Genomic DNA, 26,221 nt, shown 5'->3' with positions numbered 1-26,221 from the left:
GGCGCGGCATCCGTGAAGCCCTGCCCTCAACCGTCGCTGAACGCGTCGAGGAATCGATCCCGGAAGTCGCTCATCGGCCAGACGGGTGCGTCGGGTGAGGGCAGCATCCCGTCCTGCCACCGCCATCCGTCGATGGACGCGAGCACCGCCGGGTCCTTCGCGATGATGCTGATCGGCACGTCGTGGCCGGCGTCCTGCCCGCTCACGATCGTCGCCGGCTGGTGGTCGCCGAGCACCACGAGCACGAGGTCCCCGTCGTCGGACTCGTGCAGGAAGTCGAACGTCGCGCCGAGCGAGTACTCGATGGACTGCCCGTACGCCTGGCGCACCCGGTCGGGATCCTGCCAGACCTCGGTCGCCGACGGCCCCTCCGCGGGCTGCGGATCGAACACGGAGCCGTCGCCGATCTCGGACCAGGGCACCAGCTTCGGGAGCGGCGCCCACGGGGTGTGCGAGGAGACCAGGTCGATCTCGGCCATGACCGGCTCGGCGTCACGGGCGAGCTCGGTGTCGGCGAAGTGCTTCCACGTGTACTGGTCGGGGATCCGCGCGTAGCCGAACGAGGGACCCCGGTATCCGACGTCGTGCGCGTCGAGCAGCGTGTCCCAGTGGTAGAACGAGGTGCCGAACGGCCACGGGTCGGTGTTCGAGGGGATGACGCTCACCGTGCGCCAACCGGCCGAGCCGAACGCGGCGCTCAGCGTGAACCGGTCGCTCCGGATCAGCTTGCTGTACAGCGGCTGCCGGTCGATCCACAATCCGGTCTGGAGGGTCGAATGCGCCAGCCAGCTGAGCCCGCCGAACGTCGGGGAGGTGAGGAACGCGCTCCGCGACGCGTAGCCGTCGGCACGGAGCTGCTCCTCGCCGTCGCGCAGGACCTCGCGCACGCCCGTCGACACGTCGGATCCCTCGAGGGCCACCCGGCCGTAGCTCTCGACGAACGCGAAGACGACGTCCTTGCCGCGCAGCGCGGTCAGCAGGTCGGAGCCGGGGACGTCACGGTACGGATCCGTTGCGATCTGCTGCGAGAGCTCGGCGACCGCGGCGATCCCCTCGGCGGCGCGCGTCGCCGACGCGGAGATCGCCCGGACGGAGGCGGCCGCCGCGGTCGGCTGACCTGCGACGACGTGCGCGCCCACCAGGGCGGCGATGATCCATGCCGCTGCGACCGTGGAGAGCACGGTCGTGCCACGTACTCGCGGCCGAAGCGCACTCGCGACGCGGAGCGCCGCCCATGAGAGCACGACGATCGTGCCGGCCGCGACGATCACGAGCAGCGCGAGCAGTGCGCTCGCGGCCGGCCCGCCGATGAAGCCCCGGAGGACCCCGAACGCGTCGCCCAGCTGCTGCCAGTCGAGCGGATCGAAGTGGATGTCGAGCACCGTCCGGTAGCCGGAGTCGATCCCGGCGAGCACGAGCGCGAGGACGACGAGGACGCCGAAGCCGGCTGCGACGACGACGCGGGCGGCCCGCCACGGGAGCAGCACGAGCAGGGCCAGCACGACGATGGACTCCACCGGAAGGGCGATGAGCGGCGCCGGCGAGCTGTCCGTGATGGCCGCCGGCACGAGGGGCACCACGATGAGCAGCAGCACGGCGACCACCAGCCAGACCCGCTCGCGCACGGTCATCCTCCTGCCCGGTGAACTCTTTCCCCCGCCGTCTCGTGTCACTCCTAGCGTCTCCGCCGGAGGCTTCGATCGGAAGCGGGTCAGACCATGACTGGAAACACGAGTACGACGACGAGAACCAACTCGACCATGTTGTGGGTCATGCGGATCCTCAGCGCGATCGTGCTCCTCGTCGTCGGCGGAATCCACCTCTACCTGGTCTTCGTCGGCGTCGGCGGCCTGCTCGGCGTGCTGTTCGTCCTGAACGCCATCGCGGGCCTGGTGCTGGCGATCGGGATGCTGTTCCTGCACGGGCGGCTCCTCAGCATCACGACGGTCCTGAGCCTGTTGTTCGTCATCGCGACGCTCTCGGCGCTCCTGCTCGCGCTGACGGTCGGGTTCTTCGGCATCACCGAGACGTGGAACTTCACGCTCGTCCCCGAGACGGTCGTCATCGAGTCGATCGGCATCGTGGTGCTCGCCTTCGCCACGGCCGTGGTGCTCCGCGCGCCGCGTACGGCGTGACCGCAGCTCCTCCTCACCCGGACCGGTGGGCGCGTCGATCACGACGCATCCACCTCCGCCGGGCGAGCGCGGCTGCGGGTGCGCACGCTGCTGCGGCTGCGGAGCGCCAGCCACACCACGTCACGGCCGAACGACTCCACGAGCAGGGCCAGTGCGACGACCACGAGCACGCCCGAGAGATCAGCGACCAGGCCGGATGCCGCGAGCGTCAGCGCGATCCCCTGCACGGCGGTCACGACCTTGCGCCAGTACCGCGCCGGGAGCTGCGCGCGAAGCCACGGAAGCATCCATCCGGCCACGACGAACGCGTAGCGCATCAGGCCGATCGCCAGCACCCACGGCCCGAGGACCTGCGCCACGTACACGCTGAGCACCAGGAGGAGGAACGCATCCACTTCCATGTCGAAGCGCGCCCCCAGCTCGGTGATGGAATCGGTGCGCCGTGCGACCCAGCCGTCCACGGCGTCGAGCGCGAGCGCCGGAACCGCCAGGCCGATGAGCAGCGGCACTGGGATCGGCTCGACGAAGGACGCGGCGACGAGGCCGGTGATGATGCCGACCAGTGCCGATCTCGTGGCCGTGACGACGTTCGCCCAGCCGAAGCGCAGGGTGTGCCGGAGGCGCAGCGCGCGGAGCAGGAGTGCCGTGCTCACCGTCAGGTACGCCAGCGCGGCGATCCAGCCGATCGCGGGCAGTCCGCCGGCGGTCCAGATCGCCGCGACGCCCACCGCCCCGAGGAGGGCCGACCCGATGGGTGGGAGCTGAACCTCGTCGCCCGCCATCACGTGTCCTTGTTCGGGAGCGTCGCACGGAGCATATTCATGTATACGGAGGAGATCGCCGGATGGTTCACCGAGGGGGAAGCACCGTTGCGTGAGGCCGTGGCGTTCTGGATCGACGAACCGGGCGTCGGGGCCCTGCGCCGCGAGCCGATCGCGCGCGCGGGCGCCGGCGAGGTGCTCGTGCGCACCCGGTACACGGGCATCAGCCGCGGCACCGAGGCATCCGTCTTCCTGGGTCGCGTGCCGGTCGGCGAGCACGAGCGGATGCGCGCGCCGTTCCAGGAGGGCGACTTCCCCGGGCCGGTGAAGTACGGCTACCTCAACGTCGGGGTCGTCGAGGACGGGCCCGAAGCGCTCCGCGGCCGGACCGTCTTCACCCTGTTCCCGCACCAGTCGGCGTTCATCGTTCCCGCCGACGCCGTGGTTCCCGTGCCGTCCGGCGTGCCTGCCCGACGCGCGGTGCTCGCCGGGGCCGTCGAGACCGCGGTGAACGTGCTGTGGGATGCCGCGCCGCTCCTGGGCGACCGGGTCACGATCGTCGGCGCCGGCATGATCGGATGCTGCGTGGCCCGACTGGCCCGCGGCATCCCGGGTCTCGACGTCGTGCTCGTCGACGTGGACCCGTCGCGGCGCGCGGTCGCCGACCGACTCGGCGTCGGCTTCGCCGCACCCGGGGACGCACCGGGCGAGCGCGACCTCGTCGTCAACACGAGCGGGTCGGAGGCCGGGCTGCGGCTCGCGCTCGAGTCCGTCGTGACCGACGGGGAGGTGATCGAGGCCAGCTGGTACGGCGACCGGCCGGTCACCCTGCCGCTCGGCGCCGACTTCCACTCGCGCCGCCTGACCATCCGGTCGAGCCAGGTGGGCGCGGTGGCCCGACGCCGACGCGGCTCGCGGTCGACGCGCGACCGGCTCACGCTCGCCCTCGAGCTCCTGCGCGACGACGCGTTCGACGCCCTGCTCACGGGCGACTCCCCATGGAGCGAGCTGCCCGGGGTGATGGCGGCACTCGCCGCCGAACCCGACGCCGAACTCTGCCGCACCATCGATTGGACGGACGCCTCGTGACCTTCACCCTGACCGTGCGAGACCACATGATGATCGCCCACAGCTTCTCGGGAGAGACCTTCGGCCCGGCGCAGCGCCTGCACGGTGCGACCTTCATCGTCGACGCGTCGTTCCGTGCGAGCGAGCTCGACGCCGACGGCGTGGTCGTCGACATCGCGCTGGCGTCCGAGGCGCTCGGCGAGATCACGGGTGCACTGACCTACCGCAATCTCGACGAGGTACCGGAGTTCGCCGGGATCAACACGACGACCGAACGGCTGTGCCAGGTCATCGCCGACCGCCTCGCCGAGCGTGTCGCAGACGGCCGGCTCGGGGCATCCGGCGGTCGCATCTCGTCGATCGAGGTGACCCTGCACGAGTCGCACATCGCGTGGGCGAGCTACGAGCGGGAGGTGAACGGATGACGGACCCGACCGCGCACTTCCTCGTCCCCGACGGCATCGACGACGACGACCGCGTCAGCGGTGGCAACGTCTACGACCGGCGCCTCGCCGAGGGCCTGCGGGCGCAGGGCCTCGACATGCGGCTGGTTCCAGTGGCCGCGAACCGCGTGACGGATGCCGCGAGCGCGATGTCCGCGCTCCCCCACGGCGCCCTCGTGCTGGTCGACGGGTTGATCGCCGTCGCGGCGTCGGAGGTGCTCCGCGCGCACGCGCCGCGCCTTCGGATCGTCGTGCTGGCCCACATGGTCGCCGGTGCCCTGCATCGCGCGCCCGGCCATGCCCGAACGGCCGAGCGCGAGCGGGTGGCCCTGCAGGCCGCGCGGCGCGTGATCACCACCAGCGAGTGGACCCGCGCCGAGCTCATCGCACGCAGGCTCGCGGAGCCCGATCGGATCGCCGTCGCGATCCCGGGAACGGACCCGGTCACGGCGACGCCCGGATCGGGATCGGGCGGCCACCTGCTGTGCGTGGGGGCCGTGGCACCGCACAAGGGACAGGACGTGCTCGTCAACGCGCTGGCGGGCATGACCGACCTGCCCGGCTGGCGCTGCACGATCGCGGGCTCGCTCGACGCCGATCGCGAGTTCGCGGACCGCGTGAGGGCCGTGATCCGGTCGGCAGCGCTCTCGGAGCGCGTCGACCTGACGGGGGTGCTCACCGGTCGCCGACTCGGGGACGCCTACCGGAGCGCTGATCTCGTGGTCGTCCCGTCGCGGTCCGAGAGCTACGGGATGGTCGTCGCCGACGCGCTCGCTCGCGGCATCCCAGTGGTTGCCGCGCGGGTCGGCGGCGTGGCCGAGGCGATCGCCGGCAGTCGGGGCGGCATCCTCACCCGACCGGACGACCCGGTGGCGCTCCGCGCGGTGCTGCGTCGCTGGCAGGTGGATCGCGGGTGGGGTGCGGTGCTCAAGGCCGAGGCGATGCGCTCGCGAACCGTCTTCGCGACGCGGACCTGGGGGGCCACGGCGACCGCCGTCGCCGTGGTGCTGCGCGAGGTCCGCCCGTCGACGGACGCCATGGGACGCGAGCGGCGGCGCAGCGCATGAGCGAGATCATCGCGGTCAGCAGCGACTGGCTCGCCCTGCGCGAGGCGGAGGACTCCCGCGCCCGGTCCCGCGAACTCGCCGTCGCGGCATCCGGCAGGCTCGGATCGGTTCCGGTCGTCGTCCACGACCTGGGCAGCGGCACGGGCTCGATGATGCGGTGGCTCGCACCCCTGCTGCCCGGCCCGCAGGCCTGGGTGCTGCATGACTGGAACCCCGACCTCACCGAGCGTGCGACGAACGGCGTCGTCCCGCTCGATCGTGACGGACGGCCCGTCTCCGTTCGCGCGCGCACCGGGGAACTCGAACGGTTCGATGCGGGCGCGCTCGCGGGCGCGTCGCTCGTGACCGCGTCGGCACTGCTCGACGTGCTGACGACGAGGGAGCTTCGCGCAGTGATCCGGGCATGCGTCGCGGTCGGATGCCCCGTGCTGCTGAGCCTGAGTGTCACGGGCGAGGTGCGCCTCGATCCCCCGGATCCCCGCGACGAGGTGTTCGCGGCATCCTTCAACGCGCATCAGCAGCGGCTCGCGGGCGGGCGCCGCCTCCTGGGGCCGGCCGCCGCCGGGCGCGCCGAGCGCCTGTTCCGCGAGGCGGGCTGGAGCATCCGGACCGCTGACACTCGCTGGCGGCTCGGCGATCACGATCCCGTCCTCCTCGAGCAGTGGTTCGACAGATGGGTCGATGCGGCGCTCGAGCAGCGCGCCGACCTCCGCGACGAGGGCGCGGCGTACCGGGCGCTGCGTTCCGAGCAGCTCCGCCGCGGCGAGCTCTCGGCCGTCGTCGTGCACACCGACCTCCTAGCGTGGCCGTGATGTTCGCGTCGGCGAGCGCATCCCGGGTCCGCGCGATCCTGTCGAGGACGTGGGTTCGTCTCGCCGTTCGTTCGCTCGTGGGCGTCGCCGTGCTGGTCGCAGTCGTCGCCCAGGTGGGGTCCGAGCCGTTCCTGCACGGCTTGGCCAGCATCGACCTCCCCGTGATCGCGGTCGCGCTCGCGCTCTCGGCCGTGGCGACGATCGCGGCGGCCTGGCGCTGGAGCGTCATCGCCGGGCGGCTCGGCGTCGGCGTCCGCCTTCGCGACGCGGTCGGACACTACTACCGGTCGCAGTTCCTCAACACCGTGCTCCCCGGCGGGGTGGTCGGCGACGTCCAGCGTGCGGTCACCCATGGGCGCGACGCGGGGAACGTCGCGCAGGCCGCGCGCGCCGTCGTCATCGAGCGCACCGCCGGGCAGGTCGTGCAGATCGCGCTGGCGGTCGTCGTGCTCGCGGGCTTCGGCCTCGAGTTCGAGGGGTACGTGCTCCCGGTGCTCGGCATCGGCCTCACGGTGCTCGCCGTGGCCGTGCTCGCGACGGCCGCGGCGAGCGCCCGAGCGCGACGCGCGCTGCGACGCGAGCTCGGCGAGCTCGCGGCGGGCCTGGGCTCACCCGGTGCGTTCGTGCGCGTCGTGGTCGCCTCGATCGTCGTGGTCGGATGCCACGTCGCGACCCTCGGCGTCGCGGTCGCCGCCGTCGGGGCGAGCGTGCCGCCGCCGCGCCTCGCCGCCCTCGCGCTCGTCATCCTGCTCGCCGGATCGATCCCGCTGAACCTCGGCGGGTGGGGCCCGCGCGAGGGAGTCGCCGGTTGGACGTTCGCCGTCGCCGGTCTCGGCGCGGCGACGGGGGTCGCGGCATCCGCCCTCTTCGGGGTGCTCGCGATGATCGCCGTCGCACCCGGGCTCGTGCTCGCCGTGGCATCCGCCCTCCGCCGCCCGCGGACCCCTGCGCCGGCATCCCCCGCCATCTCGGAGGGAGCGCATGAGAGGGTGGGATCGTGACGGATCGGCCGTACGTCATCCTCAGCGCGGCGATGTCGATCGATGGGTACCTCGACACCGCGGCCCCGCCCCGCCTCGCCCTCTCGAACGCGGCGGACTTCGATCGCGTCGACGAGGTGAGGGCGCACAGCGACGCCATCCTCGTCGGTGCGCGCACCGTGCGCCTCGACAACCCGAGGCTGCTGGTGCGCAGCGACGAGCGACGTGACCGACGCGAGGCCGAGGGCCTGTCGCCGACGCCCCTGAAGGTGACCGTCACCGCGACCGGCGACCTCGATCCGCAGTCGAGGTTCTTCGCCGTCGGAACCAGCGGGAAGCTGGTCTACTGCCCGCGATCGGCGGCCCGTGGCATCCGCGACCGGCTCGGTGGGTTCGCCACGGTGGTCGGGCTGGGCGAGGAGATCACGATGGCCGATCTCGTCGACGACCTGGGCGGCCGCGGCGTGCGCACGCTCCTGGTCGAGGGCGGCCGCACGATGATCACGCAGTTCCTGGCGTCCGACCTCGTCGATGAGCTGCAGCTGGCGATCGCCCCGTTCTTCGTCGGCGACCCGCGAGCGCCGCGGCTGATCGGCGACGGCACGTTCCCGTGGACGCCCGAGCGCCACGCCGTGCTCGCCGAGAGCCGTCAGGTCGGCGACATGGCGCTGCTGCGGTACGCCCTCTCCGAGCGCTGCGTGACGGAGTCGTAGGGCTCGGCGGCTCAGCGCGTGCGCATACTCCGCTTCGCGAACCCGTCGAGGTTGCGGATCACGTCCTGCGCCACCCACAGGCGGTTGCGGCTCTGCGACGTCGTCTCGGTGAGCACGCCGCGCTCGACCAGCTGGTCGAGGCCGCGGAACACCGCGGGGCCCGACCGGTCGACCTCGCGCCGCACGAAGGCCGACGTCAGCACCGGGTGGCCGATCGCAAGCCGGGCGATCTCGCGAGCTGCGGAATCCGCGCGCAGCCCCGACATCCGGTCGGCCCAGTGCGTCTGGGTAGCCTCGATGTCGTCGACGAGCTGTCGTCCGTTCACGATCGCGAGCACGGCGCCGTCGGCGAACACCCGGACGATCGGCACCACGTCACCCGCCCGGTAGGCGTCGAGCGCGCTGAAGTAGCGGTTCCGCTGCTGCAGGATGCCGGCCGAGATGGGAACCGTCACGCTCCTCGTCAGGCCGGTGCGTCGGAGCGCCGCCTGCACGAGCGCGCGGCCGGTGCGGCCGTTGCCGTCGGGGAACGGGTGGATCGTCTCGAACTGGGCGTGCGCGATCGCGATGCTCGCGAGCGGAAGCGTCGCCACCCGGCCGGAGTACGCCTCGAAGTCCGCCATGGCTGCAGCGACGCGCTCGTGATGCGGCGGGACGAAGTCCGCGTCGTGCGGGCTGTAGCTGCCGCCGCCGATCCACACCTGCTGTGTCCGGTAGCTGCCGGTGATGCCCGGATCCGTCCGATGCAGCAGCTCCCGGTGCATCCGGATGATCGTCGCGGCGTTCAGGTCGTCGGCGGCATCGAGCGCCGCCTGCAGGGCTCGGACGTTGTTCACGATCAGCGGGGCGTTGCCGTCGGCGCGCTCGCCGAGTTCCGCTTCCGCGATCGCACGCGCGCCGCTGGTCAGGTTCTCGATCTGCGAGCTCGACGCCGACTCGCTCCGCAGGAGGATCGACGCGAACGGCGCGGTGATCGAGCCGACCTCGGTGTCGAACCGCACGAGCTGCTGCTGGGCGTTCGTCACGTCCTCGACGACCTCGTCGGGCAGGTCGAACTCGAGATCCGCGATGACGGCGGGCACGGATGCCTCGTACGGGCGGGTGATCTGCTCCCAGACGCGTCGGCTGACGACGTCCTGGGCGACCATGGGGTGCCAGGGACGCGTCTCGAAGCGCACGGCCGTGCCGGCGGCGGACTGCGGCGTCGTCGATCGGGGCATCCACGTATCCTTCATCAAGCGGCGAACGTGGTTAAGCTTATCCGATAACATTAACTATGCATGCGCCTCGGTCAACCTTGCGCGTCGCGGCATCCGCCCGGCTACGCTACGAGAGGAGTGTGCCCATGACCACCGCAGTGTCTCCCGACGAACAGCCTCGACTGATGAAGGCCCTCCGCGCGCATGCGCGGGGCGGGCCCGAGCAACTCGTCTACGAGGACGCGCCCCTGCCCGCCGCGCCGACCGGTTCGGACGTGTGCGTGCGGGTGAGCGCTGCAGCCGTCACGTTCGATGAGCTGACCTGGCCCGAGACGTGGGAGTCCGATGGTGTCGACCGGACCCCGGTCATCCCGTCGCACGAGTTCGCCGGGGTCGTCACCGCGGTCGGGCCCGACGTGCGCGACCTCTCGATCGGCGACGCGGTCTTCGGGCTCGCGCCGTTCGACCACGACGGTGCGGCCGCGGAAGTCGTTCGCGTCCCGGCCGCCAACCTCGCCCGCAAGCCGGCGAACGTCACGGCGGTCGTGGCGGCTGCGGCGGTGCTCCCCGCGCTCACGGCGATGGAGGCGCTCGAGGAGCACCTGCGACTCGAACCCGGGCAGCGCCTGCTCATCCGCGGCGGCACCGGTGCCGTGGGCTCGTTCCTGATCCAGTTCGGGCGCCGCATGGGGATCGAGGTCACCGCGACCGTGCGGTCGAGCGCTGCCGTCGAGTACGTCGAGCACCTCGGTGCGCACGAGGTGCTCGTCGCCGACGAGCCCGCCGCGATCGCGCCGGCGAGCTTCGACGCCTCGATCGACGCGGTCGGGGCCGGCACGCCCGAGTGGCTCTATCGCGCGGTTCGTCCCCGGGGGCGCGTCATCACGCTGCAGGAAGCCCCCGACGCCGACGTCGCCCGAGCGTTCGACGTGGATGCGCAGTTCTTCGTGGTCAGCCCCGATGCCGAGCACCTCGGCCGTCTTGCGGCGCTGCTGTCCGAAGGCGGGATCGAGGTCGCGGTCGCGCGGACCTATCCGCTTTCCGACGGGCGTGCCGCCTACGCGAGCAGGGGCCTGGCGGGCCCTCCCGGGAAGGTCGTCCTCGAGGTGTCGAAGGCACCGTAGCCACGAAGGACGCTCGGCTCCACGAACCCGTCGATTGACATGAGGCATCCTCGACGATGATTCCCTGCACTGCGTGCCCGGGTGTAACGTGCGGAGTGGCGTGAGTGACCCCTACGGGGCGATGCGCGTTCCATCACAACCCGTCGCCTCGCAGAGGACGTCCGGCCGGTCGACCGGACGGAACTGCGACCCAGGAGGCGAACATGCCACATCACAGGAAACACCTCGTCGCGCGAACTCTGATCGCCGTGGCCGCGACGGTCGGCCTCGTATTCGTTCAGGCGGCGCCGGCGTCGGCCACCGTGCACGAGATCGTCGGCCAGTGGTGCTCCGGCCAGGATGAGCTCGCACCGCCCGGGATCTCCGGCGGAAGCAACGCGGACAACTTCGCGAGGCCCCTGATCGCGTCCGGCTTCGTCACTGGTGACCTCGTCCCCTTCACCGGGGATGCAGGGCCCGGACTCCTCGTCGAGTTCAACTACGACCTGCCGAACGTGAAGGTCGTCGGGACCGGCGTGTTCGTGGTCATCGGCCCGGGGCCGATCTACCTGGAGCTGATCGCGCCCGATCCAGACTTCCCGGCGTTCAAGTCCTGCCCGAGATTGGTGACCGGCTGATCGGTCCAGATGGAGAAGTCCCGGCAGGTCTCCTGATCCGCCGGGACGTTCCGCGCCGAGCCTGAACGGGCCGCGAGCCGACTCCTCGGTTCCTCTCGTACGCTGCCACGTTCCTTGGTCTGGCCGGGGATCCGATCCGAGAGGACGATAGAGGTGATGACTGATACGTCGGCGCTCCTCGAGCTCGGGTCCGAGCGTCTCGCGCTGGGTGACTACCTCGCCGCACGGGAGGCATACGCGAGGGCCGCCGCCGCCTCACCGGACGGCGCAAGCCTCGACGGCTTGGCCGAAGCACTCTGGTGGCTCGGCGAAGTGGAGAAGGCCGCGGACGTGCGCAGCCAGTCCTACGCTGCGTACGCACGGGTCCGCGACCACGAGATGGCGGCTCGCGCAGCGGCTTGGGTGGCGCGTGAGAAGCGCGCCCAACGTGGTGAGGGATCCGTTCCCCGCGGATGGCGGGTCCGCGCACGCAAGGCTGCCGAGCGGGCGCCCCGCACGTCCGCTCTCGGCTGGGTGCTGATCGCCGACGCGGAGTCCACCGCGGACGTCGTGCTCGCCGCGTCCGAATACGATCAGGCGATCGCGGTGGCGCGAGCGTCTGACGATGCCGACCTGGAGTGCCTGGCGCTGGCCCGCCGTGGCCTGCTCGTCGTCGGACAGGCGGACCCCGACGACGGGATCCGCGATCTGGATGGCGCGATGGCAGCCGCCGTGAGCGGCGAGACGCGCGAGCGACGCACGCTGGCGGAGGTCTACTGCGCACTCGTCGACGCGACCGAACTGCTGGGCGGGAGCGAGTCCCTGACGCAATGGAGCACCGACCTGATGCGAACCCAGCAGCTGGATCTCGGTCCGCTCACAGGGTTCGGAGCGGTCAGCGCCCAAGCCACGCTCTCGGCGTTCTGCGGATCGTGCTGCGGCGGGATCTTCCTGGCGGTCGGCCGACTCGACGACGCGGAGGGCGCACTGCTGACGGCCGACGCTGGCCTCGAGCGGTCCGGCTTGAGATCTCGATGCGTCCACCCACGTGCCCTGCTCGCCGACCTGCGGACCGTTCAGGGCAGGTTCGAGGAGGCGTCGGCGCTGCTCACTTCCATCGCCGATCTCCCCGAGGCGGTTCGCCCGCTGGCTTCCCTGGACCTGGCCACCGGAGATGCTCCATCCGCCGTCAGCCGACTGTCGAAAGCGGCTGGGCAGCTGCCGACCGATGCCGTTGCATCACTGCCGCTGCTGACGCTGCTCGTCGACGCGCTGCTCGCCGAGGGCGACGTCGCGGCCGCCCATCGGACCGCGGTCCGCATCTCCAGGGTCGCCGCCCGCACCCGCAGCCCACGGCATGCGGCGCAGGCGCATCTGGCGGCGGGCAAGATCTCCTTGCAGGAGGCCTCTGCATCCGCTCCGGCCGAGCTCCGTGCGGCGATGCTCGGATTCAGCGAGGTGGCGATGGCGCTGCCGGCCGCCCGCGCTCGGCTCCTGTATGCGAGAGCCACCGCGCAGTCCGATCCCGGGTCAGCCGTCGCCGAGGCCCGAGCTGCTCGCGCCGCGTTCCATCGGATGGGCGCCACGATCGACACGGACGAAGCCAGCGCGTTCCTGCGGGGCATGGGTGTGCCGACCGGGCCGGGAGCGCGCGATGTCGGGCGCCTGTCGGCCAGGGAAGGCGAGGTGATGCGACTCGTCGCCGAGGGGCTCTCGAACCCCGAGATCGCCCAGCGCCTGTTCATCAGCCGCAAGACTGCCGGCCATCACGTCAGCAGCATCCTTCAGAAGCTCGGCCTGCGCAGCCGAACCGAGGTCGCGGCGTTCGCCGTGGTCAACGCGTCCCAGGTGCGAACAGAGCCGGCGCAGGAATAGGGCAGCTTCCCGATGCTGAAGACGGCCGTCGCTGGAAGCGTGGTCGGTGATGAGAGGAGGCCGACGATGACTGGGATCACGACCACAGTCCAGATCGACCGACCACGGCCCGAGGTGTTCGCATACCTGACCGATCCGCGCAATGCGACGGAATGGAGCACGGAACTGCTGCGCAAGACCGTCGATGGAGACCGCATCGCACTGGGAACCACCGGAGTGGACGAGCTGCGCTCTCTCGGGCGCGTCCTGGTCGCCCCGTGGGAGGTCACGGAATACCTGCCGCCCGCGTCGATCGAGATCGAGTTCGGTGGTGCGTTGAGCGCGACGTCCCGTTTCACGTTCGAGGAGACGGAGTCCGGCGCGGGCACGATCATGACCTGCGTCACGGATCTTCACCCCCGGCGGGCGCTCCTTCGGATGCTCGCGCCGCTGATCGCGATCGATGCCCGCCGAGCCGACGAGGCGCAGTTCCGCAGGGCGAAGGAGATCATCGAGAGCCGGGCGAGCAAGACCGAGGCCGCACGGAGCGGAGACGGCTGAGATGACCGATCCACGAGAAGGGCACGCTGTGGCCGCTCGCTTCTACGAGGCGATCAACTCCGGTGCGCTGGACGAGCTCGACGAGATCTGTTCGCCCGACCTCCAGGGCCACGGCGGAGCGGGTGCCGACCTCGCGGCACTCAAGGCGTCCATCGGCGCGTTCGTGGCCGCCTTCCCCGACCTGATCATCACGCCGAAGCACGTCGTGGTCGAGGGGGATCTGGTCTCAACCTGGCTGAGGTATGAGGGGCGGCATCAGGGCGAATTCGCGGGCGTGTCCCCCACGGGGAGTGCTGTCAGATTCGCGGCCTGGGATCTCATGGTCATCCGTGACGGGCGTGTGGCTGAGATCACCCAGTACTGCGACCTCTTCATCCTGATGAATCAGATCGGGGCGCTGCCCACCACGGCCTCGGCGTGACTACGAGAATCGCGATCCCCGCGGTCGCGGGCAGCGTCACAACTCCGCGTAGGCTCGCTCACCATGGCGACTGGCGCAACGATCCACACCTTCGCGGTACAACTGGCCGACATGGACCGCGGCGTCTACGAGGACGTCACGCTCCGCGTCGCGCGCCATCCCTCCGAGACGGACGCGTTCATGATGATGCGTGTGCTCGCGTACTGCCTCGAGTTCTCCGAGGGAATCGCGTTCAGCGACGGGATCGCCGCCACGGACGAGCCGGCGGTGTACGTGCGCGACCTCACCGGAAAGCTCACCGCGTGGATCGAAGTCGGCGCGCCCGACGCGGCCCGGCTGCACTACGGGAGCATGCAGGCCGAGCGGACCGTCGTCTACACGCACCGCGATCCTGCGAAGGTCGCCGCGGCGTGGGCCGGCAAGCGGATTCACCGAGCTGACGAGATCACCCTGTTCAGTTTCGACCCGGGCTTCGTCGACGCCGCCGTCGCCGAGCTCGAACGACGCAACTCGATCGCGCTCTCGATCACCGAGCGCCGCATGTACCTCGAGGTCAACGGCACGATGCTGGAGTCAGCCGTGCACGAGCACCCCGTGTCGTAGAGGTGCTCCCCCGGCTGCGCATCTCAACACAGTATGGCCGGTGGTCCTGATCCCCCGGATGGATCACTAGAGTTGCACGCGATCCAGCGAACAGCGTTGTCCGGATCGCACGACGTTTCGAAGACCCCCAGGAAGCCAGCCGATGACCGACACCCCCACCCCGCCGCCGCCCGCCGGCTGGTACCCAGCGACAGACGGATCGTCGGCAACGTGGTGGTGGGACGGCACACGATGGGCGCTGCCGCACCACGAGGCCGGCCAGCAACCCGCGACGACCAACGCCATCGCCAAGCTCGCGATCGCGACCCAAGCGCTCCTGATCGTCTGCGGCGTCATGTCCGTCACCACGATCGGGATCGAGACATTCGGGATCAGTTCGGTCACGGGCTACCTCAACGGTCACGACGCGGCCATCGACATGATGAACACGTACGACCAAGGTGCGTTCGTGGTCAGCATGCTGTCCGTACTCGCCTATGTCGTCACCGGCGTGCTCTGGGCCATGTGGCAGTACCGAGCCGCCAAGCAGGTCACGGGCCGAACGCGGCGCTCGGCCGGCTGGCACGCCGGATCCTGGTTCGTGCCCATCGTCAGCCTCTGGTTCCCGTACCAGAACATCTCAGACCTCTGGCAAGCGGTCGGGCGCACTCGGCCCCCGTGGCAGATCACCTGGTGGCTGCTCTTTGTCGTCAGCAACTACCTCGTCCAGATCTCGGCCCGCATCTACACGACGGCCGAGGACCTCGAGCAGTTCCGTGTCGCGATGTGGATGAGCATCGCGGGCGAGATTCTCACACTGGCGGCCGTGCCGCTGGCATGGCTGGTCATCCGCGGGATCACGCAGGGCGTCCTGCAGCGCTCCTCCGCCCCCGAACATTCACTGGTGGCCTGACGTCACGCATCCCCACCGGGGCACTGCCACCAGGGACCGTGCACACGTGCGTTCCACGCGCGCACGCACCACCCGCAAAGGTTCGGGCTTCTCGGGAGGAGCGGTTCGTCACCGTTCCGCCTCCAGCCTCGCTCGCGTGGGAGGTTATGCGAGCTGCGTGAGGGTGTAGATGCCGTAGATGATGCCGATGCTGCCTAGGACGATGCCCCAGATGGAAGCCGCCTTCCCGACGAACTTGCCAGGCTGGTCGGGGTGCGGGAGCTCGTGGCTGTTGGAGAGGCCGGCGATCCCGAAGATGAGGGCGATCAGGGAGATGATGCCCCAGAAGCCGAAGATCATCCCGACGATCCCGAGGATGAGCGCCGTGGTCGCCCGCGGGTTCTTCACCGGCTGCCGATTCGCGGGGGCCGCGTAATGGACCGGTGCTACGGCGGTCCGCCGGTGCTCCGTCCACATGCCGCCGTCCCAATAACGTTCCGCGGCCGGCTCCAGCCCAGCTGACCCTGCCGAACCCGGGGCGATTCACTCATCCAGCCAGCATCCCGCGAGACTCACCACCGATAACGAAGATACGGCCTAGCGCTCGGCGGGGTGGCTGAGGTCGACGTCCCACTGGGCGAGTTCGTCCGCCTCGAGTTGCCACACGTACTCGTTCTTGAGCTTTCGGCCATCGCCCGAGAACGGCCCCGTGCGGTGCGGGTAGAACGCGACGGTGGGCATCGTGTGATCGGGAGCAGTGAGGATCGCGTTGTTGAAATCGCCGTTCAGGGCGCGGAGCTCCGCGACGATGTGCGTGCGATACGCGGCCTCGTCGATCGCGGCGGCGGCCGGAGCATCCGTCAGCTGCAGGGCGATATGGAGCTGACGGTCGCCGCGCTCGTCTTCGAAGCTGATGAGCCGGTGGTTCTCGACCGCCTCGAGCAGCTTCGCGTCACCGTAGATGACGTCGCGCAGGGCGTCGGGGGCGACGACCGCACCGTTGTAGTCGATCGACATGTCGCTGCGGCCGTAGTGGAACAGGAGCGGCAGGTCGAGGAACTGCTGACGCACCAGGCGATGCAGGCCGAACTCCTCGAGAATGGGCGTCAACTCCCGGATGCGCATGACGTGCCCGCGGTCGTGGATGTTGTAGCGGATGCGCGGGTTGATGTTCTGCTTGCGCACGATCGTGATGACGAGCTCGCCCGCTTCGTTCGTCTCGATCAGATAGTCGTACGGATTGAACTGGAACACCATCGGCACCACCCCGTACTCGGCGTGCCTGGTGATGCGCTTGGCGAGCTTCGGGCTCGCGGCGATCGCCTTGCGGAGCTCGACCGTGTAGTCGGTTTCGATCGCGATGTTGATCTCGAGGTCGGATGCCCCGTACGACCCGAACGCGCTGTGCGCATAGCGCAGGATGTGTGCGCGCATGCTCTCGCTGATTCCCTCACCGCCGAACGCCGCCACGATGTCGTACTGCTCCCAGTCGATGCGCGTGTCCTCGAAGAGCGCCTTCAGGAACGGCGGGTAGCTCAGGATGATGTATGTATAGTCGGTGCCGAACTCGGCCATCGTCTGGATGATCTTGTTCCGGTCGGGCCCGATCGACTTGATCATCGTGACCTCGGTGAGGCTCGTCGTCACGTTCATGCCCGTCGCCCAGGCCCCGAGCGAGAATGCGTTCAGCACGAACGGCTGCTTCCTCAGCGTGTGCGCCGTGCGCCAGAAGCCGACCTGGAGGAGCTGCCGTGTCGCGAGCCGCTCATCTGGGCCGCGCACCCAACTCGTCGGCGTTCCCGAACTGCCGGATGACTCGTCGACGACGACACCGCGCCGCGGCAGGTGTCCGCCGATGCTGCGCTCGGCGATCGGCCACCGCTTGACGTAACTGTCCTTGTCCATCTCCGGCAACGCCGCGAATGCCGCACTGAGATCGCCTTTGGGCCGCAGCTTGCTCGGCGTGCCCCGCTCGTCGAGGAACGCCCGATATGCGGGCACCCGACGCGCCGCGAACTCGAACGTCCGCCAGGCCCGCCAGCGGCCGAGCACCCAGCGCACCGGCTCGATGCCCGGACCGAGCAGAACCTTGTGCGTGTGCACGCTGTGCGTGAAGAGCCGCACGACGGCGTCCTGCGCCCAGACGAAAGCGAAGATGAACGGTTTCACGCGGATTCCTCCCGAAGGAGCATCGCGGCAGCGGGACGCCGGTGCGCGAACGGCGGCTCGGCGGAGTGGCCGAACCGGAACAGCATCCACGCCATGCGTCCCTCGCTCTCGACGACGCCCACGGCCTCGGCGAATCGTGCATGGGAGTCGGGGTTCGTGATGACGGTGCCGAACGGGTGCAGCCGCACCCCATGCAGGGTGAACTCCAACCACACCCGCATGAACGTGCGACCGGCCTCGACAAAATCGGCGGGGCCGTCGAACGGGCCGGTCAGCCAGCCCAGTTGACGCACCCCCCGCATGGTGTTCAGGTAGATCGAGCGGATGATTCGCCCGACGACGGGCGCCGACCACCACTCGCGGTGGGCCATCGCCGGTTTCAGGATGCCGCCGGGGATGAGCATCGTCTCGGCGGACAGGCCGTCGGCGGTTGCCGCCGCCTGAGACCGCGAAAAGCGCAGCCAGTGCATGATCTCCGCGTATACCGCGTCGTTCTGTAGGTCGGAGAACAGCGTTGCCTGATTGATGTGCACGAGGTCGCGCACCGTCTGCTCGTCAGCCGTCGTCTCGAAGCGCTGCCCGTCCGCAGCGGCGACCTCGCGGACCCGGGCGATGACGTCTGGCCGAACGAGGGTTCGATCGTAGGGCCGTCGCGACGTGCGTCGTTCGCGAAAGGCCTCCAGCCGCCGGGATGCCTCGGCGGTGACCGGTGCGGGCTCCAGGCGAACCGTACCGATCGGATGCAGGCGATCGGCGGCTCCGAAGTCCATATCGGCATGGCGGAGGTCTTCGACCACGGCGAACCCATGGCCGGCGGCAACGGTCGCGAGGCTCTCGAGGAAGACCCCGGCGCACACATGGCCGAACGGAATACCGTACGACTCTGCCGGAAGGCCCAGGTCGAGGTCGTAGAACACCCGCGCCGCGCGGTCGCCGATCGGCTGCACCTTGATGGGTTGGGAATTGTGCGGCGACGGATAGCGCCGTGCCTCCTCGATCAGGTCAGGCCACGGCGACAGCGTCATGGGGACATCCTGACACCCCGGCCGGGATTCTCGCGGCATCGACCCCTCGCCAGCAGTGGACGTCCGGTCTGTCGTGACCGCATGGCGAGTGATTCCGCCGTCGCTCCCACGCTCGCGAAGGCAGTGCCAACGGTGCCCGAGGCCGACTCGGTCGCTGGCGGCCTCGTAGACGACCCGAAATGGGACGGAACTCCTGCACTGAGCAAACGACAAGCCCGGTGCCGGGCGTTCCGAGTACTCCCGGTCGACACCGGTTGGTTCCTCTCCGGCCCTCACCACAGATCGGACGCCGCATCGAGACGCAGAAAAGCCCCGGCGAGAAATCGCATCTCACCGGGGCTTTTTCGTCCCGGTCGGGCTGACAGGATTTGAACCTGCGACCCCTTGACCCCCAGTCAAGTGCGCTACCAAGCTGCGCCACAGCCCGATGCCGACCGATTCCTCGGAAGGCAACTCGACCATCATAGCGGCATCCGGAGGCGTGCTCGTGCACGCGCCCGCCCGCCTGCCGCCCGGGGCCGCGACGGGAACCACCCAGCCGATGCATCGCCGGGACATACCCCGCACATAGGGTTCAGGCATAGGCTCGGCACGACCCATGCATTCGATCGTCGAATGCCCGCGCCCGCGCGGACCGATCCCCGGAGGACACCTTGCCTGACGCCACCCCCCGCCGCCTCGCCCTGAACATCCCGCTCATCGTGCTGTGGGTCGCCTCGATCGCGGTCGGCGCGATCGGCTACTGGCAGCTGCGCGCGGGCAACGCCGGCCAGGCCGACTTCTACAACACCGGCGGATCCGACTACCTCACCTTCCTCGACCTGCAGACGCAGTCAACGATCGGCGGCATGCTGATCATCGCCGGCATCGTCGGCGTGCTCGTCGCGCTGGCCGTGCACGCGCGCAACCGCCACGCCTCGGTCGTGGCGCGCGGGGCGCTCGCCGCCGCCGCGCCGGTCGGGTTCGTCGAGGTCGACGAGTTCGACGAGTTCGACGACGCGGATGCCGCAGCCGACGTTCCGGCGCGTGACGAGGCCGCTGCCGCCACCGTGCCCGCCGCGGCATCCGCCGAGACCACGGGCGACGAGGCCGCCGAGGCATCCGCCGCCGTCACGGCGACCGAGACGCCCGGATCCGACGCCGAGCCCGCCGCGGCCGAGACCGACGAGACCGACGAGACCGACGAGTCCGCGGCATCCGACACCGACCGCCCGAAGGCCTGACCCGAGGACGCGACTCGGAGGCGTTCAGAGGTGCTTCCGCACCTCGTCCATGAACGCCTTCGGGTCGTCGACCCAGATGCGCACGGCGGTGATCTCCTGCTCGCCGCCCTTGGGCGGCAGACCCGGCAGGCGCACGACGGTCGGCCGTTCGAGCTCGATCTCGATGACCGTCTCGTCCTGCATCCGGAACGCGAGCGTGCGCCCGCCGTCGGACTCGACGATGCGGGGCGACTTCGGCTCGTCGACACGCTTCACGCGGGCGACCGACGCGATGTCGTCCCATGCGAGCGGCAGGTCGACCTCGAGGCCCTGCCTGACCCGGATGCCCTCGGGCCCGACCGTGTGCGGCCGCATGAGGTACGCGCAGAGCAGCCCGAACATCCAGGTGACGCCCCAGATCCCGAGGATGAGGAACCCGATGCGCACCGCCGGCCACCGGTGCACGATGAGGTCGACGATCGGGACCTCGACCGCCGACAGCACGATGAAGATGACCAGCACGGTCAGCACGGGCTTGTGGTAGCCGAATCCCGCAGCCCCGCGCGGGATCGCCGGCCGCCGGGCGAAGAACCGCCCGATGTTCGCGTAGATGCTGAGCTCGACGAGGAGCGCGCGCTTCAGGAACGACCCGGTGCGCAGCCAGGCGGATGCCGCGACGCGGCGTTCGGACGTGACGCTCATGCCCCGGCCGCCTCACGCGCGGCCCGCGCGGCGACGTCGGCCTCGACGAGCTCCCGCAGGCGAGCAGCGATCGCGTCGACGCCGCGCTCGAGGGCCGGTCGATCGGCGGGGTCGACGGCGTCGAGCAGGTCGGCGGTGAGCTCGGCGTGCTCGCGCTGCATCTCGCGCATGCGTCGACGGGCCTGCGCCGTGAGCGAGACGATCGTGGCCCGACGGTCCGTCGGATGGGGCGACCTGGCGACGTGACCGCCGGCCTCGAGCGCATCGACGAGACCGGTGATGTTGCGCGCACTCACCTCGAGGCGCGTGGCGAGTGCCTGCTGCGTCATCGGGCCCGCGTGCGACAGCTCCCAGAGCACGCGCACCCGGGCCGGCGTGAGCGACGTGCCCTCGAACGCCCGCGCCATGTCGTGCTGGAACAGCTCGCCGATCTCGATCAGCCGATCGAGCACGGTCGGCACGGGCGCGGCTGCGGCAGTTCGATCGATGGGTTCGCTGGTCATATCGTGATGCTACTACATCGTTACCTCACTTCACGAATTGAGCCCGACCGCGCCCGCTCGACGGATGTCGCACGCCCGGGTTACGGTGACGACATGCAGCAAGCCACGACCGACGACCCCCGCACCGGCGAGCTTCGCGTCGTGCCCGCGCAGGAGGCGCCGTTCGCCGACGTCGAGGCCGTGTTCGGCACGAAGGGCGACCCGGCGCACTGCTGGTGCCAGTGGTACAAGATCCCCGGCAGCAACTGGCGCTCCGTGGGCGACGACGCCCTGTCCGACCGCCTCGAGGCGCAACTCGCGACCTCCGACACCGGTCCCGGGCTGCTCGCCTACGACGGCGACACGCCGGTCGGCTGGTGCGCGGTCGAGCCGCGCCGCAACCTCGTGCGACTCCCCCACAGCCGCCTCGTCGCAGGCGGAACGCCCGACCCCGACTTCGGCGACCCCGACATCTGGGCGGTCTCGTGCTTCGTCGTGCCGCGGGCGTTCCGCAAGCGCGGCGTGGGCGGGGTCCTCGCCGAGGCGGCGGTCGCCTACGCCCGTGACCACGGCGCCCGGGTGCTCGAGGCCTATGCCGTCGATCCGACCGCACGACAGAAGGTCCCGGCCGCCGAGCTGTTCCACGGCACCGTCGGCATGTTCGAGCGTGCGGGGTTCACCGAGGTGGCCCGACCCAAGCCCGACCGGGCGATCATGCAGCTCCGGTTGCGCGACTGACCGCGAGCCCGCGAACCCCGACCGCCCGGTCGCGGCGCGCAGCGCCCGGCCGTCAGCGCGACGACCACTCCTTCGCCGCGTGCTCGAGCTCGTGCACGACCTTCGTCAGGTGGTCGAGCCGATCGGCGGCCCGCAGGTCGGCGGCCTCCGCGAGCCGCTCGTACGCGTCCATCGGCTCGCCGTCGTGCGCCGCGTGCGCCCCGGCCCGCCGCACGTGCTCCGCGAAGAGCACCTCGTCGCGGTGGTCGCCGAGCACGTCGTGCACGGCCTCCCCCGCCTCCGCGAGGGCACTCGCGCGATCGCCGAAGAGCGCCACGGGCTCCTCGACGACCGCCTCGGCCGCGTAGCGCAGGCGCCGGCCCGCCTTTCGCGCGTCGTGCAGCCGGTCGGTGCCCGATGCCGCGTCGACCCGCCGGGCACGGCGGACGGCGCGCTTCGCCTCCCGTCCGAGCAGGCGCCCGAGCTCCTCGCGAGCCGGTTCGTCGGACCTCGGCGTGCGGGCGGGAGCCTCGAGGAACGCGGCGAGCACCTCGCGCCGAGCGGCCGCCCGCGGCATCCGCTGCCGTTCGACGAGGCGGGCGTGCGCGAGGCGATGGGCCACGACCTCGTCGTCGACGAGTCGTGCACGCATCGACGCGATGTCGTCGGAGTCGAGCCCCCACTCGTCCATGGCCAGCTGCAGCGCCTCCTCGGCCACCTGCACGCGGACCTCGATGTCGCGCACCGTGCCCAGCTCATGGCCGAGCTCGCGGAACGAGCGGCGCACCGCCTGCACCACCCCCGCGTCGAAGAGCGGCGCGTACGCGGCGAGCACGCTGCGCAGGCGCCGCACGTGCGTGCGCAGCTGGTGCACCGCGTCGGGCTCGTCGTCGAGCGCGGCCGGTTCGAGTTCCTCGAGCCGAGTTCCGATCGCGCGCACCGCGGCGAGCACCGTCTCGCCGGCGTCCATCCAGGCGAGCTCCGACGCCTGCGTCGCGGATCCGCCCGCGTCCTCGCGCTCGTCCTCGGCGTCGCCCATGTCGCCATCGTAGGCGCGGGCGTCGCGAACCGTCAGTCGACCCCGCCGACGGACACGCGCTTGATGCGTGCGGTGTGCCCTCGGAGGATCACGACGTCGCCACGGCGCACCCCGAAGTGCGCGGCGACGGCGCGGATGACACCTTCGTTGGCCGCCCCGTCGACGGCGCGCTCGCGCACGTGCACGGTGAGCGAGGCGCCGGGGTCCTCGGGCGTCTCATCCACGAACGGGCCACGCCGGCTGCCGGGCTTCACGCGGACGGTGATCTCCATGGGTCTCCTCCGTAGTGCGATCGCCCCGCCTGCGGAATCCCCCGTGGCCTGCGGTGATGCTACCGCTGGCGACGCTCGCGCACGCGCATGTTCAGCACGATCGGCGAGCCCTCGAAGCCGTAGATCTCGCGCAGGCGCCGCTGGATGAACCGGCGGTAGCCCGGGTCGAGGAACCCGGTCGTGAAGAGCACGAACGTCGGCGGGCGGGTCGCCGCCTGCGTGCCGAACAGAATGCGCGGCTGCTTGCCGCCGCGAACGGGGTGCGGATGCTCCTGCGTGAGCTCGGTGAGGAAGGCGTTGAACTTGCCCGTGGGGATGCGCGTGTCCCAGGAGTCGAGCGCGAGCTCGAGGGCGGGCACGAGCTTCTCGAGGTGCCGCCCGGTCTTCGCCGAGATGTTCACGCGCGGCGCCCAGGCGACGTGGTGCAGGTCCTGCTCGATCTCGCGCTCGAGGTAGCGGCGACGGTCGTCGTCGAGCAGGTCCCACTTGTTGTAGGCGAGCACGAGCGCCCGGCCCGACTCGAGCACGAGGTCGATGATGCGCACGTCCTGCTCGGAGATCGGCTGCGAGACGTCGAGCAGCACGACCGCCACCTCGGCCTTCTCGAGCGCGGCCTGCGTGCGCAGCGACGCGTAGAAGTCGGCGCCCTGCTGCAGGTGCACGCGACGACGGATGCCGGCGGTGTCCACGAACCGCCAGATCCTGCCGCCGAGCTCGATCTGCTCGTCGACGGGGTCGCGGGTCGTGCCGGCGAGCTCGTTGACGACCACGCGCTCCTCTCCCGCAGCCTTGTTCAGCAAACTCGACTTGCCCACGTTCGGACGGCCGAGGATCGCGACCCGGCGGGGCCCGCCGAACTCCTCCTTCGCCACCGCCGAGACCTGCGGCAGCACCTTGAAGACCTCGTCGAGCAGGTCGGCGACGCCTCGTCCGTGCAGCGCCGAGACCGGGTAGGGCTCGCCGAGCCCCAGGTTCCAGAGCGCGGCGGCCTCTGGCTCCTGGCGCGCATCGTCGACCTTGTTCGCCACGAGGAAGACGGGTTTCTTCGTCTTGCGCAGCAGTCGCACGACGTGCTCGTCGGTCGCGGTCGCGCCGACCATGGCGTCGACGACGAACAGCACGACGTCGGACAGGTCGATCGCGACCTCCGCCTGCGCTGCGACCGAGGCGTCGATGCCGCGTGCGTCGGGCTCCCACCCGCCGGTGTCGACGAGCGTGAACCGCCGGTCGAGCCACTCGCCCTTGTACGAGACGCGGTCGCGCGTGACGCCCGGCGTGTCCTCGACGACCGCCTCGCGGCGGCCGAGGATGCGGTTCACGAGGGCGGACTTGCCGACGTTGGGGCGGCCGACGATCGCGATCACGGGGAGCGCCGGGAGGTAGCGGATGCCCTCCTCGCCCTCCTCCGAGATCTCGAGCACCTCGAGGTCGTCCTCGTCGAGCTCGTAGTCGGAGAGTCCCGACCGCAGGGCGGCGGCGCGCTGCTCGGCGAGGTCCTCGTCGACGTCGGCGAGCCGCTCGGCGAGGTCATCGTCGGCGACGGACTCGTCGTCGTACTCGTCGCGCTGGTCGGTCATGGTGTCTCCTCGGAAGTCTGGATGCGCCGGGCTCCGGCCCGTCGCGGCGCTAGCGCACCGCCTCGGGCTGCGCGGCCCGGATCACGCCGATCACGGCCTCGACCGTCTGCTCGAAGTCGAGCTCGGTCGAGTCGACGGTCGTCACGCCGTCGGCGGCGGTCATGAAGTCGACCACCTTGGCGTCGGCCTCGTCGCGCCGGCGCAACTGCTCCCCCGTGTACTCGGTCGGAACGTCGACGAGCTCGGCGGAGCGCCTCGCAATTCTAACCTCCTCCGACGCGGTGAGCAGGATCCGCACGGGCGCATCGGGCGCGACGACCGTCGTGATGTCGCGTCCCTCGACGACGATGCCCGGATGCCGCTCGTCGGCCATGATGCCGCGGAACAGCTCGATGAGGTGCGTGCGCACCTCTGGGACCTTGGCGACGCGGCTCACGATCGCCGAGATGTGCGGCTCGCGGATCGCGGTCGTCACGTCGACCTCGCCCACGTGCACCGCGTAGCCGGCCGGGTCGGTGCCGATCCGGTAGGCGAAGCTCGGCAGGCTCGAGACGACGGATGCCGCGTCGTCGGTGTCGATCCCGCATGCCTCGGCGTGCCACGCCAGCGCACGGTACGCGGCGCCCGTGTCGAGGAAGCCGTAGCCCAGCTGGCGCGCGACCTCCTTGGACACGCTCGACTTGCCGCTGCCGGCTGGCCCGTCGACGGCGACGACGAGGGGAATGACGGGGGTGTGGGTCACGTTCATCCTGCGATCCGCCAGCCGCGCTCGGCCAGCTCGTTGGTGAGTCGGTCGGCCGCCTCGGGGAGCACGGCGATCTCGGCGAGGCCCACCTGCCGCCCGGGCGAGTGCTCGAGCCGGAGGTCCTCGAGGTTGACGCCGATCTCGCCGATCTCGGCGAGGAGCCGGGCGAGCTGCCCCGGGCGGTCGTCGACCATCACGACGATGGTCGTGAAGCGCTTGTCGGTGCCGTGCTTGCCGGGCAGGCGCTCGACGCCGGTGTTGCCGCCGGTCAGCTCCTCCGCCACGCGGCGTCGGGCCCCGGGCGCGGCCGGATCGTCGAGCGCATCGATGAAGCGGTCGAGGTCCTCGCGGTAAGCGAGGAGGATGTCGCGCACGGGCGCGGCATTCGCGCCGAGGATCTGCACCCACAGGTCGGGATCGCTCGCCGCGATGCGGGTGACGTCGCGGACGCCCTGGCCGGCGAGACCGAGGGCGGCGTTCGGCGCCTCGATGAACCGCCGAGCCATGATGCTCGAGACCACCTGCGGCACGTGCGAGATGAGTGCGACGCCGCGGTCGTGCTCGTCGGGCGTCATCTCCACGAGCGTCGCGCCGAGGTCGAGGATGAGGTCGTCGATCGCGCTCGCGCGCCGGTAGCTGATCTCGTCGTGCGCGGCGACCACCCAGGGCCGGCCGGCGAAGAGATCGGCGCGCGCCGCGAGCGGTCCGCCGCGCTCCCGGCCCGCGAGCGGGTGCGATCCGATGTACCGCGAGACGTCGGCGCCGGCTTCGACGAGCTCGTCGAGGATGCTGGACTTCACGCTCGCGACATCCGTCACGATCGCCTCGGGGAAGGCCGCCAGCTCGGCGGCGACGACCGAGGCCGTGACGTCGGGCGGCACCGCGACCACGATGAGCTGCGGGGCGTCGTCTGGTTGCGCCCGCCGGCCCGCGCCGAGGTCGACCGCGATCGCGACGTGCGTGGGCGACGCGTCGGCGAGGATGACGTCGATGCCGCGGGCGCGCAGGCCGAGCGCCACGCTCGTGCCGAGCAGGCCGGCGCCGACGACGCGCACGGGCCCGATCAGGCGTGATTCGACCACG

At 70.8% G+C, this 26,221-nt stretch carries 29 protein-coding genes, 1 tRNA gene and 1 pseudogene; 16 read left to right on the top strand and 15 right to left on the bottom strand.

What is annotated here, in order from left to right; translation table 11 throughout:
- Window positions 1-26: 26 nt before the first annotated feature.
- Window positions 27-1,625 (bottom strand): CDP-alcohol phosphatidyltransferase, encoded by a 1,599-nt coding sequence (locus tag ACWEOH_RS14145; protein ID WP_452032037.1) that lies wholly within the window; start codon window positions 1,623-1,625, stop codon window positions 27-29.
- A gap of 147 nt (window positions 1,626-1,772) precedes the next feature.
- Here ACWEOH_RS14145 and ACWEOH_RS14140 point away from each other — a divergent pair, with 147 nt between their 5' ends.
- Window positions 1,773-2,135, top strand: coding sequence for a hypothetical protein (locus ACWEOH_RS14140; protein WP_452032035.1), 363 nt, complete (start codon window positions 1,773-1,775; stop codon window positions 2,133-2,135).
- Between the two features lie 38 nt (window positions 2,136-2,173).
- Here ACWEOH_RS14140 and ACWEOH_RS14135 read toward each other — a convergent pair whose 3' ends face one another.
- A complete protein-coding gene (locus ACWEOH_RS14135; RefSeq protein WP_452032033.1) occupies window positions 2,174-2,917 on the bottom strand; it encodes a CDP-alcohol phosphatidyltransferase family protein in 744 nt (247 codons plus the stop codon).
- A gap of 39 nt (window positions 2,918-2,956) precedes the next feature.
- Between ACWEOH_RS14135 and ACWEOH_RS14130 the strand changes: the two genes are divergently transcribed.
- The 6 genes from ACWEOH_RS14130 to ACWEOH_RS14105 are packed head-to-tail and all read left to right on the top strand — an operon-like array spanning window position 2,957 to window position 7,979.
- On the top strand, window positions 2,957-3,985 hold the full coding sequence (locus ACWEOH_RS14130; RefSeq protein WP_452032031.1) for a zinc-dependent alcohol dehydrogenase: 1,029 nt from the start codon (window positions 2,957-2,959) through the stop codon (window positions 3,983-3,985).
- Window positions 3,982-4,389, top strand: a complete 408-nt coding sequence (locus ACWEOH_RS14125; protein WP_452032029.1) for a 6-pyruvoyl trahydropterin synthase family protein — start codon at window positions 3,982-3,984, stop codon at window positions 4,387-4,389. The genes ACWEOH_RS14130 and ACWEOH_RS14125 overlap by 4 nt, the downstream gene beginning before the upstream one ends.
- The gene (locus ACWEOH_RS14120; RefSeq protein ID WP_452032027.1) at window positions 4,386-5,474 is read left to right on the top strand and encodes a glycosyltransferase family 4 protein; all 1,089 of its coding nucleotides are present in this window, start codon (window positions 4,386-4,388) and stop codon (window positions 5,472-5,474) included. Before ACWEOH_RS14125 ends, ACWEOH_RS14120 begins: the two co-directional genes overlap by 4 nt.
- Window positions 5,471-6,286, top strand: a complete 816-nt coding sequence (locus ACWEOH_RS14115; RefSeq protein ID WP_452032025.1) for an SAM-dependent methyltransferase — start codon at window positions 5,471-5,473, stop codon at window positions 6,284-6,286. Before ACWEOH_RS14120 ends, ACWEOH_RS14115 begins: the two co-directional genes overlap by 4 nt.
- Entirely contained in the window at window positions 6,286-7,287 is a 1,002-nt protein-coding gene (locus ACWEOH_RS14110) for a lysylphosphatidylglycerol synthase domain-containing protein (RefSeq protein WP_452032023.1), read from the top strand. The genes ACWEOH_RS14115 and ACWEOH_RS14110 overlap by 1 nt, the downstream gene beginning before the upstream one ends.
- Window positions 7,284-7,979, top strand: coding sequence for a RibD family protein (locus tag ACWEOH_RS14105; RefSeq protein WP_452032022.1), 696 nt, complete (start codon window positions 7,284-7,286; stop codon window positions 7,977-7,979). Before ACWEOH_RS14110 ends, ACWEOH_RS14105 begins: the two co-directional genes overlap by 4 nt.
- A gap of 11 nt (window positions 7,980-7,990) precedes the next feature.
- Here ACWEOH_RS14105 and ACWEOH_RS14100 read toward each other — a convergent pair whose 3' ends face one another.
- Window positions 7,991-9,199, bottom strand: coding sequence for a Fic family protein (locus ACWEOH_RS14100; RefSeq protein ID WP_452032021.1), 1,209 nt, complete (start codon window positions 9,197-9,199; stop codon window positions 7,991-7,993).
- Between the two features lie 125 nt (window positions 9,200-9,324).
- On the opposite strand from ACWEOH_RS14100, the gene ACWEOH_RS14095 reads away from it, so the two are divergent.
- From ACWEOH_RS14095 to ACWEOH_RS14065, 7 genes are all read left to right on the top strand, one after another.
- On the top strand, window positions 9,325-10,302 hold the full coding sequence (locus ACWEOH_RS14095; RefSeq protein ID WP_452032019.1) for an NADP-dependent oxidoreductase: 978 nt from the start codon (window positions 9,325-9,327) through the stop codon (window positions 10,300-10,302).
- Window positions 10,303-10,550: 248 nt separating this feature from the next.
- Entirely contained in the window at window positions 10,551-10,919 is a 369-nt protein-coding gene (locus ACWEOH_RS14090; RefSeq protein WP_452032017.1) for a hypothetical protein, read from the top strand.
- Window positions 10,920-11,075: 156 nt separating this feature from the next.
- On the top strand, window positions 11,076-12,773 hold the full coding sequence (locus ACWEOH_RS14085) for a response regulator transcription factor (RefSeq protein WP_452032015.1): 1,698 nt from the start codon (window positions 11,076-11,078) through the stop codon (window positions 12,771-12,773).
- 12 nt (window positions 12,774-12,785) lie between these two features.
- Window positions 12,786-13,313: an SRPBCC family protein gene (locus ACWEOH_RS14080; protein WP_452032013.1), complete on the top strand. Its 528-nt coding sequence runs from the start codon at window positions 12,786-12,788 to the stop codon at window positions 13,311-13,313.
- A gap of 1 nt (window position 13,314) precedes the next feature.
- The gene (locus tag ACWEOH_RS14075; protein ID WP_452032011.1) at window positions 13,315-13,734 is read left to right on the top strand and encodes an ester cyclase; all 420 of its coding nucleotides are present in this window, start codon (window positions 13,315-13,317) and stop codon (window positions 13,732-13,734) included.
- Between the two features lie 63 nt (window positions 13,735-13,797).
- On the top strand, window positions 13,798-14,337 hold the full coding sequence (locus ACWEOH_RS14070; protein WP_452032009.1) for a YaeQ family protein: 540 nt from the start codon (window positions 13,798-13,800) through the stop codon (window positions 14,335-14,337).
- A 142-nt stretch (window positions 14,338-14,479) separates the two neighbouring features.
- A complete protein-coding gene (locus ACWEOH_RS14065) occupies window positions 14,480-15,229 on the top strand; it encodes a DUF4328 domain-containing protein (RefSeq protein ID WP_452032007.1) in 750 nt (249 codons plus the stop codon).
- Between the two features lie 144 nt (window positions 15,230-15,373).
- Here the strand turns inward: ACWEOH_RS14065 and ACWEOH_RS14060 are convergent, their stop codons facing one another.
- From ACWEOH_RS14060 to ACWEOH_RS14040, 5 genes and pseudogenes are all read right to left on the bottom strand, one after another.
- On the bottom strand, window positions 15,374-15,616 hold the full coding sequence (locus ACWEOH_RS14060) for a hypothetical protein (protein ID WP_452032005.1): 243 nt from the start codon (window positions 15,614-15,616) through the stop codon (window positions 15,374-15,376).
- A gap of 39 nt (window positions 15,617-15,655) precedes the next feature.
- Window positions 15,656-15,721, bottom strand: a pseudogene (locus tag ACWEOH_RS14055) (DUF2510 domain-containing protein); the annotation flags it as partial.
- An 84-nt stretch (window positions 15,722-15,805) separates the two neighbouring features.
- Complete coding sequence (locus tag ACWEOH_RS14050; protein ID WP_452032003.1) at window positions 15,806-17,377, bottom strand: CoF synthetase; 1,572 nt, start codon at window positions 17,375-17,377, stop codon at window positions 15,806-15,808.
- Window positions 17,374-18,402, bottom strand: coding sequence for a hypothetical protein (locus ACWEOH_RS14045; RefSeq protein ID WP_452032001.1), 1,029 nt, complete (start codon window positions 18,400-18,402; stop codon window positions 17,374-17,376). The genes ACWEOH_RS14050 and ACWEOH_RS14045 overlap by 4 nt, the downstream gene beginning before the upstream one ends.
- A gap of 353 nt (window positions 18,403-18,755) precedes the next feature.
- Window positions 18,756-18,829, bottom strand: a tRNA-Pro gene (locus tag ACWEOH_RS14040).
- 226 nt (window positions 18,830-19,055) lie between these two features.
- Here ACWEOH_RS14040 and ACWEOH_RS14035 point away from each other — a divergent pair.
- The gene (locus tag ACWEOH_RS14035; protein WP_452031999.1) at window positions 19,056-19,625 is read left to right on the top strand and encodes a hypothetical protein; all 570 of its coding nucleotides are present in this window, start codon (window positions 19,056-19,058) and stop codon (window positions 19,623-19,625) included.
- A 24-nt stretch (window positions 19,626-19,649) separates the two neighbouring features.
- Here the strand turns inward: ACWEOH_RS14035 and ACWEOH_RS14030 are convergent, their stop codons facing one another.
- Window positions 19,650-20,306: a hypothetical protein gene (locus tag ACWEOH_RS14030; protein ID WP_452031997.1), complete on the bottom strand. Its 657-nt coding sequence runs from the start codon at window positions 20,304-20,306 to the stop codon at window positions 19,650-19,652.
- Window positions 20,303-20,809, bottom strand: coding sequence for a MarR family winged helix-turn-helix transcriptional regulator (locus ACWEOH_RS14025; protein ID WP_452031995.1), 507 nt, complete (start codon window positions 20,807-20,809; stop codon window positions 20,303-20,305). The genes ACWEOH_RS14030 and ACWEOH_RS14025 overlap by 4 nt, the downstream gene beginning before the upstream one ends.
- Before the next feature lie 93 nt (window positions 20,810-20,902).
- Here ACWEOH_RS14025 and ACWEOH_RS14020 point away from each other — a divergent pair, with 93 nt between their 5' ends.
- Complete coding sequence (locus ACWEOH_RS14020) at window positions 20,903-21,526, top strand: N-acetyltransferase family protein (protein ID WP_452031993.1); 624 nt, start codon at window positions 20,903-20,905, stop codon at window positions 21,524-21,526.
- Between the two features lie 52 nt (window positions 21,527-21,578).
- Here the strand turns inward: ACWEOH_RS14020 and ACWEOH_RS14015 are convergent, their stop codons facing one another.
- Genes ACWEOH_RS14015 through ACWEOH_RS13995 form a run of 5 tightly spaced genes read right to left on the bottom strand, consistent with a single transcriptional unit; the run spans window position 21,579 to window position 26,220 of the window.
- Window positions 21,579-22,544, bottom strand: a complete 966-nt coding sequence (locus ACWEOH_RS14015; protein ID WP_452031991.1) for a CHAD domain-containing protein — start codon at window positions 22,542-22,544, stop codon at window positions 21,579-21,581.
- 32 nt (window positions 22,545-22,576) lie between these two features.
- Complete coding sequence (locus ACWEOH_RS14010) at window positions 22,577-22,816, bottom strand: DUF167 domain-containing protein (RefSeq protein ID WP_452031990.1); 240 nt, start codon at window positions 22,814-22,816, stop codon at window positions 22,577-22,579.
- A gap of 59 nt (window positions 22,817-22,875) precedes the next feature.
- Entirely contained in the window at window positions 22,876-24,393 is a 1,518-nt protein-coding gene (gene der / locus ACWEOH_RS14005; protein WP_452031988.1) for a ribosome biogenesis GTPase Der, read from the bottom strand.
- A gap of 49 nt (window positions 24,394-24,442) precedes the next feature.
- Complete coding sequence (gene cmk, locus ACWEOH_RS14000) at window positions 24,443-25,141, bottom strand: (d)CMP kinase (RefSeq protein WP_452031986.1); 699 nt, start codon at window positions 25,139-25,141, stop codon at window positions 24,443-24,445.
- Entirely contained in the window at window positions 25,138-26,220 is a 1,083-nt protein-coding gene (locus ACWEOH_RS13995; RefSeq protein WP_452031984.1) for a prephenate dehydrogenase, read from the bottom strand. Before ACWEOH_RS13995 ends, cmk begins: the two co-directional genes overlap by 4 nt.
- Between the last annotated feature and the right edge of the window lies 1 nt (window position 26,221).

Source organism: Agromyces sp. NPDC004153 (assembly GCF_053603635.1).
This window is presented reverse-complemented; position numbering and strand designations above follow the sequence as displayed.

Bases quoted from the DNA above. Each gene is read 5' to 3' on its own strand.
- ACWEOH_RS14025 (WP_452031995.1), bottom strand. From the start codon at position 20,809: ATGACCAGCGAACCCATCGATCGAACTGCCGCAGCCGCGCCCGTGCCG.
- ACWEOH_RS14130 (WP_452032031.1), top strand. From the start codon at position 2,957: ATGTATACGGAGGAGATCGCCGGATGGTTCACCGAGGGGGAAGCACCG.
- ACWEOH_RS14135 (WP_452032033.1), bottom strand. From the start codon at position 2,917: ATGGCGGGCGACGAGGTTCAGCTCCCACCCATCGGGTCGGCCCTCCTC.
- ACWEOH_RS14120 (WP_452032027.1), top strand. From the start codon at position 4,386: ATGACGGACCCGACCGCGCACTTCCTCGTCCCCGACGGCATCGACGAC.
- ACWEOH_RS14010 (WP_452031990.1), bottom strand. From the start codon at position 22,816: ATGGAGATCACCGTCCGCGTGAAGCCCGGCAGCCGGCGTGGCCCGTTC.
- ACWEOH_RS14085 (WP_452032015.1), top strand. From the start codon at position 11,076: ATGACTGATACGTCGGCGCTCCTCGAGCTCGGGTCCGAGCGTCTCGCG.
- ACWEOH_RS14015 (WP_452031991.1), bottom strand. From the start codon at position 22,544: ATGGGCGACGCCGAGGACGAGCGCGAGGACGCGGGCGGATCCGCGACG.
- ACWEOH_RS14075 (WP_452032011.1), top strand. From the start codon at position 13,315: ATGACCGATCCACGAGAAGGGCACGCTGTGGCCGCTCGCTTCTACGAG.
- ACWEOH_RS14110 (WP_452032023.1), top strand. From the start codon at position 6,286: ATGTTCGCGTCGGCGAGCGCATCCCGGGTCCGCGCGATCCTGTCGAGG.
- ACWEOH_RS14140 (WP_452032035.1), top strand. From the start codon at position 1,773: ATGCGGATCCTCAGCGCGATCGTGCTCCTCGTCGTCGGCGGAATCCAC.
- ACWEOH_RS14030 (WP_452031997.1), bottom strand. From the start codon at position 20,306: ATGAGCGTCACGTCCGAACGCCGCGTCGCGGCATCCGCCTGGCTGCGC.
- ACWEOH_RS14065 (WP_452032007.1), top strand. From the start codon at position 14,480: ATGACCGACACCCCCACCCCGCCGCCGCCCGCCGGCTGGTACCCAGCG.
- ACWEOH_RS14020 (WP_452031993.1), top strand. From the start codon at position 20,903: ATGCAGCAAGCCACGACCGACGACCCCCGCACCGGCGAGCTTCGCGTC.
- ACWEOH_RS14080 (WP_452032013.1), top strand. From the start codon at position 12,786: ATGCTGAAGACGGCCGTCGCTGGAAGCGTGGTCGGTGATGAGAGGAGG.
- der (WP_452031988.1), bottom strand. From the start codon at position 24,393: ATGACCGACCAGCGCGACGAGTACGACGACGAGTCCGTCGCCGACGAT.
- cmk (WP_452031986.1), bottom strand. From the start codon at position 25,141: ATGAACGTGACCCACACCCCCGTCATTCCCCTCGTCGTCGCCGTCGAC.
- ACWEOH_RS14045 (WP_452032001.1), bottom strand. From the start codon at position 18,402: ATGACGCTGTCGCCGTGGCCTGACCTGATCGAGGAGGCACGGCGCTAT.
- ACWEOH_RS14100 (WP_452032021.1), bottom strand. From the start codon at position 9,199: ATGCCCCGATCGACGACGCCGCAGTCCGCCGCCGGCACGGCCGTGCGC.
- ACWEOH_RS14115 (WP_452032025.1), top strand. From the start codon at position 5,471: ATGAGCGAGATCATCGCGGTCAGCAGCGACTGGCTCGCCCTGCGCGAG.
- ACWEOH_RS14070 (WP_452032009.1), top strand. From the start codon at position 13,798: ATGGCGACTGGCGCAACGATCCACACCTTCGCGGTACAACTGGCCGAC.
- ACWEOH_RS14095 (WP_452032019.1), top strand. From the start codon at position 9,325: ATGACCACCGCAGTGTCTCCCGACGAACAGCCTCGACTGATGAAGGCC.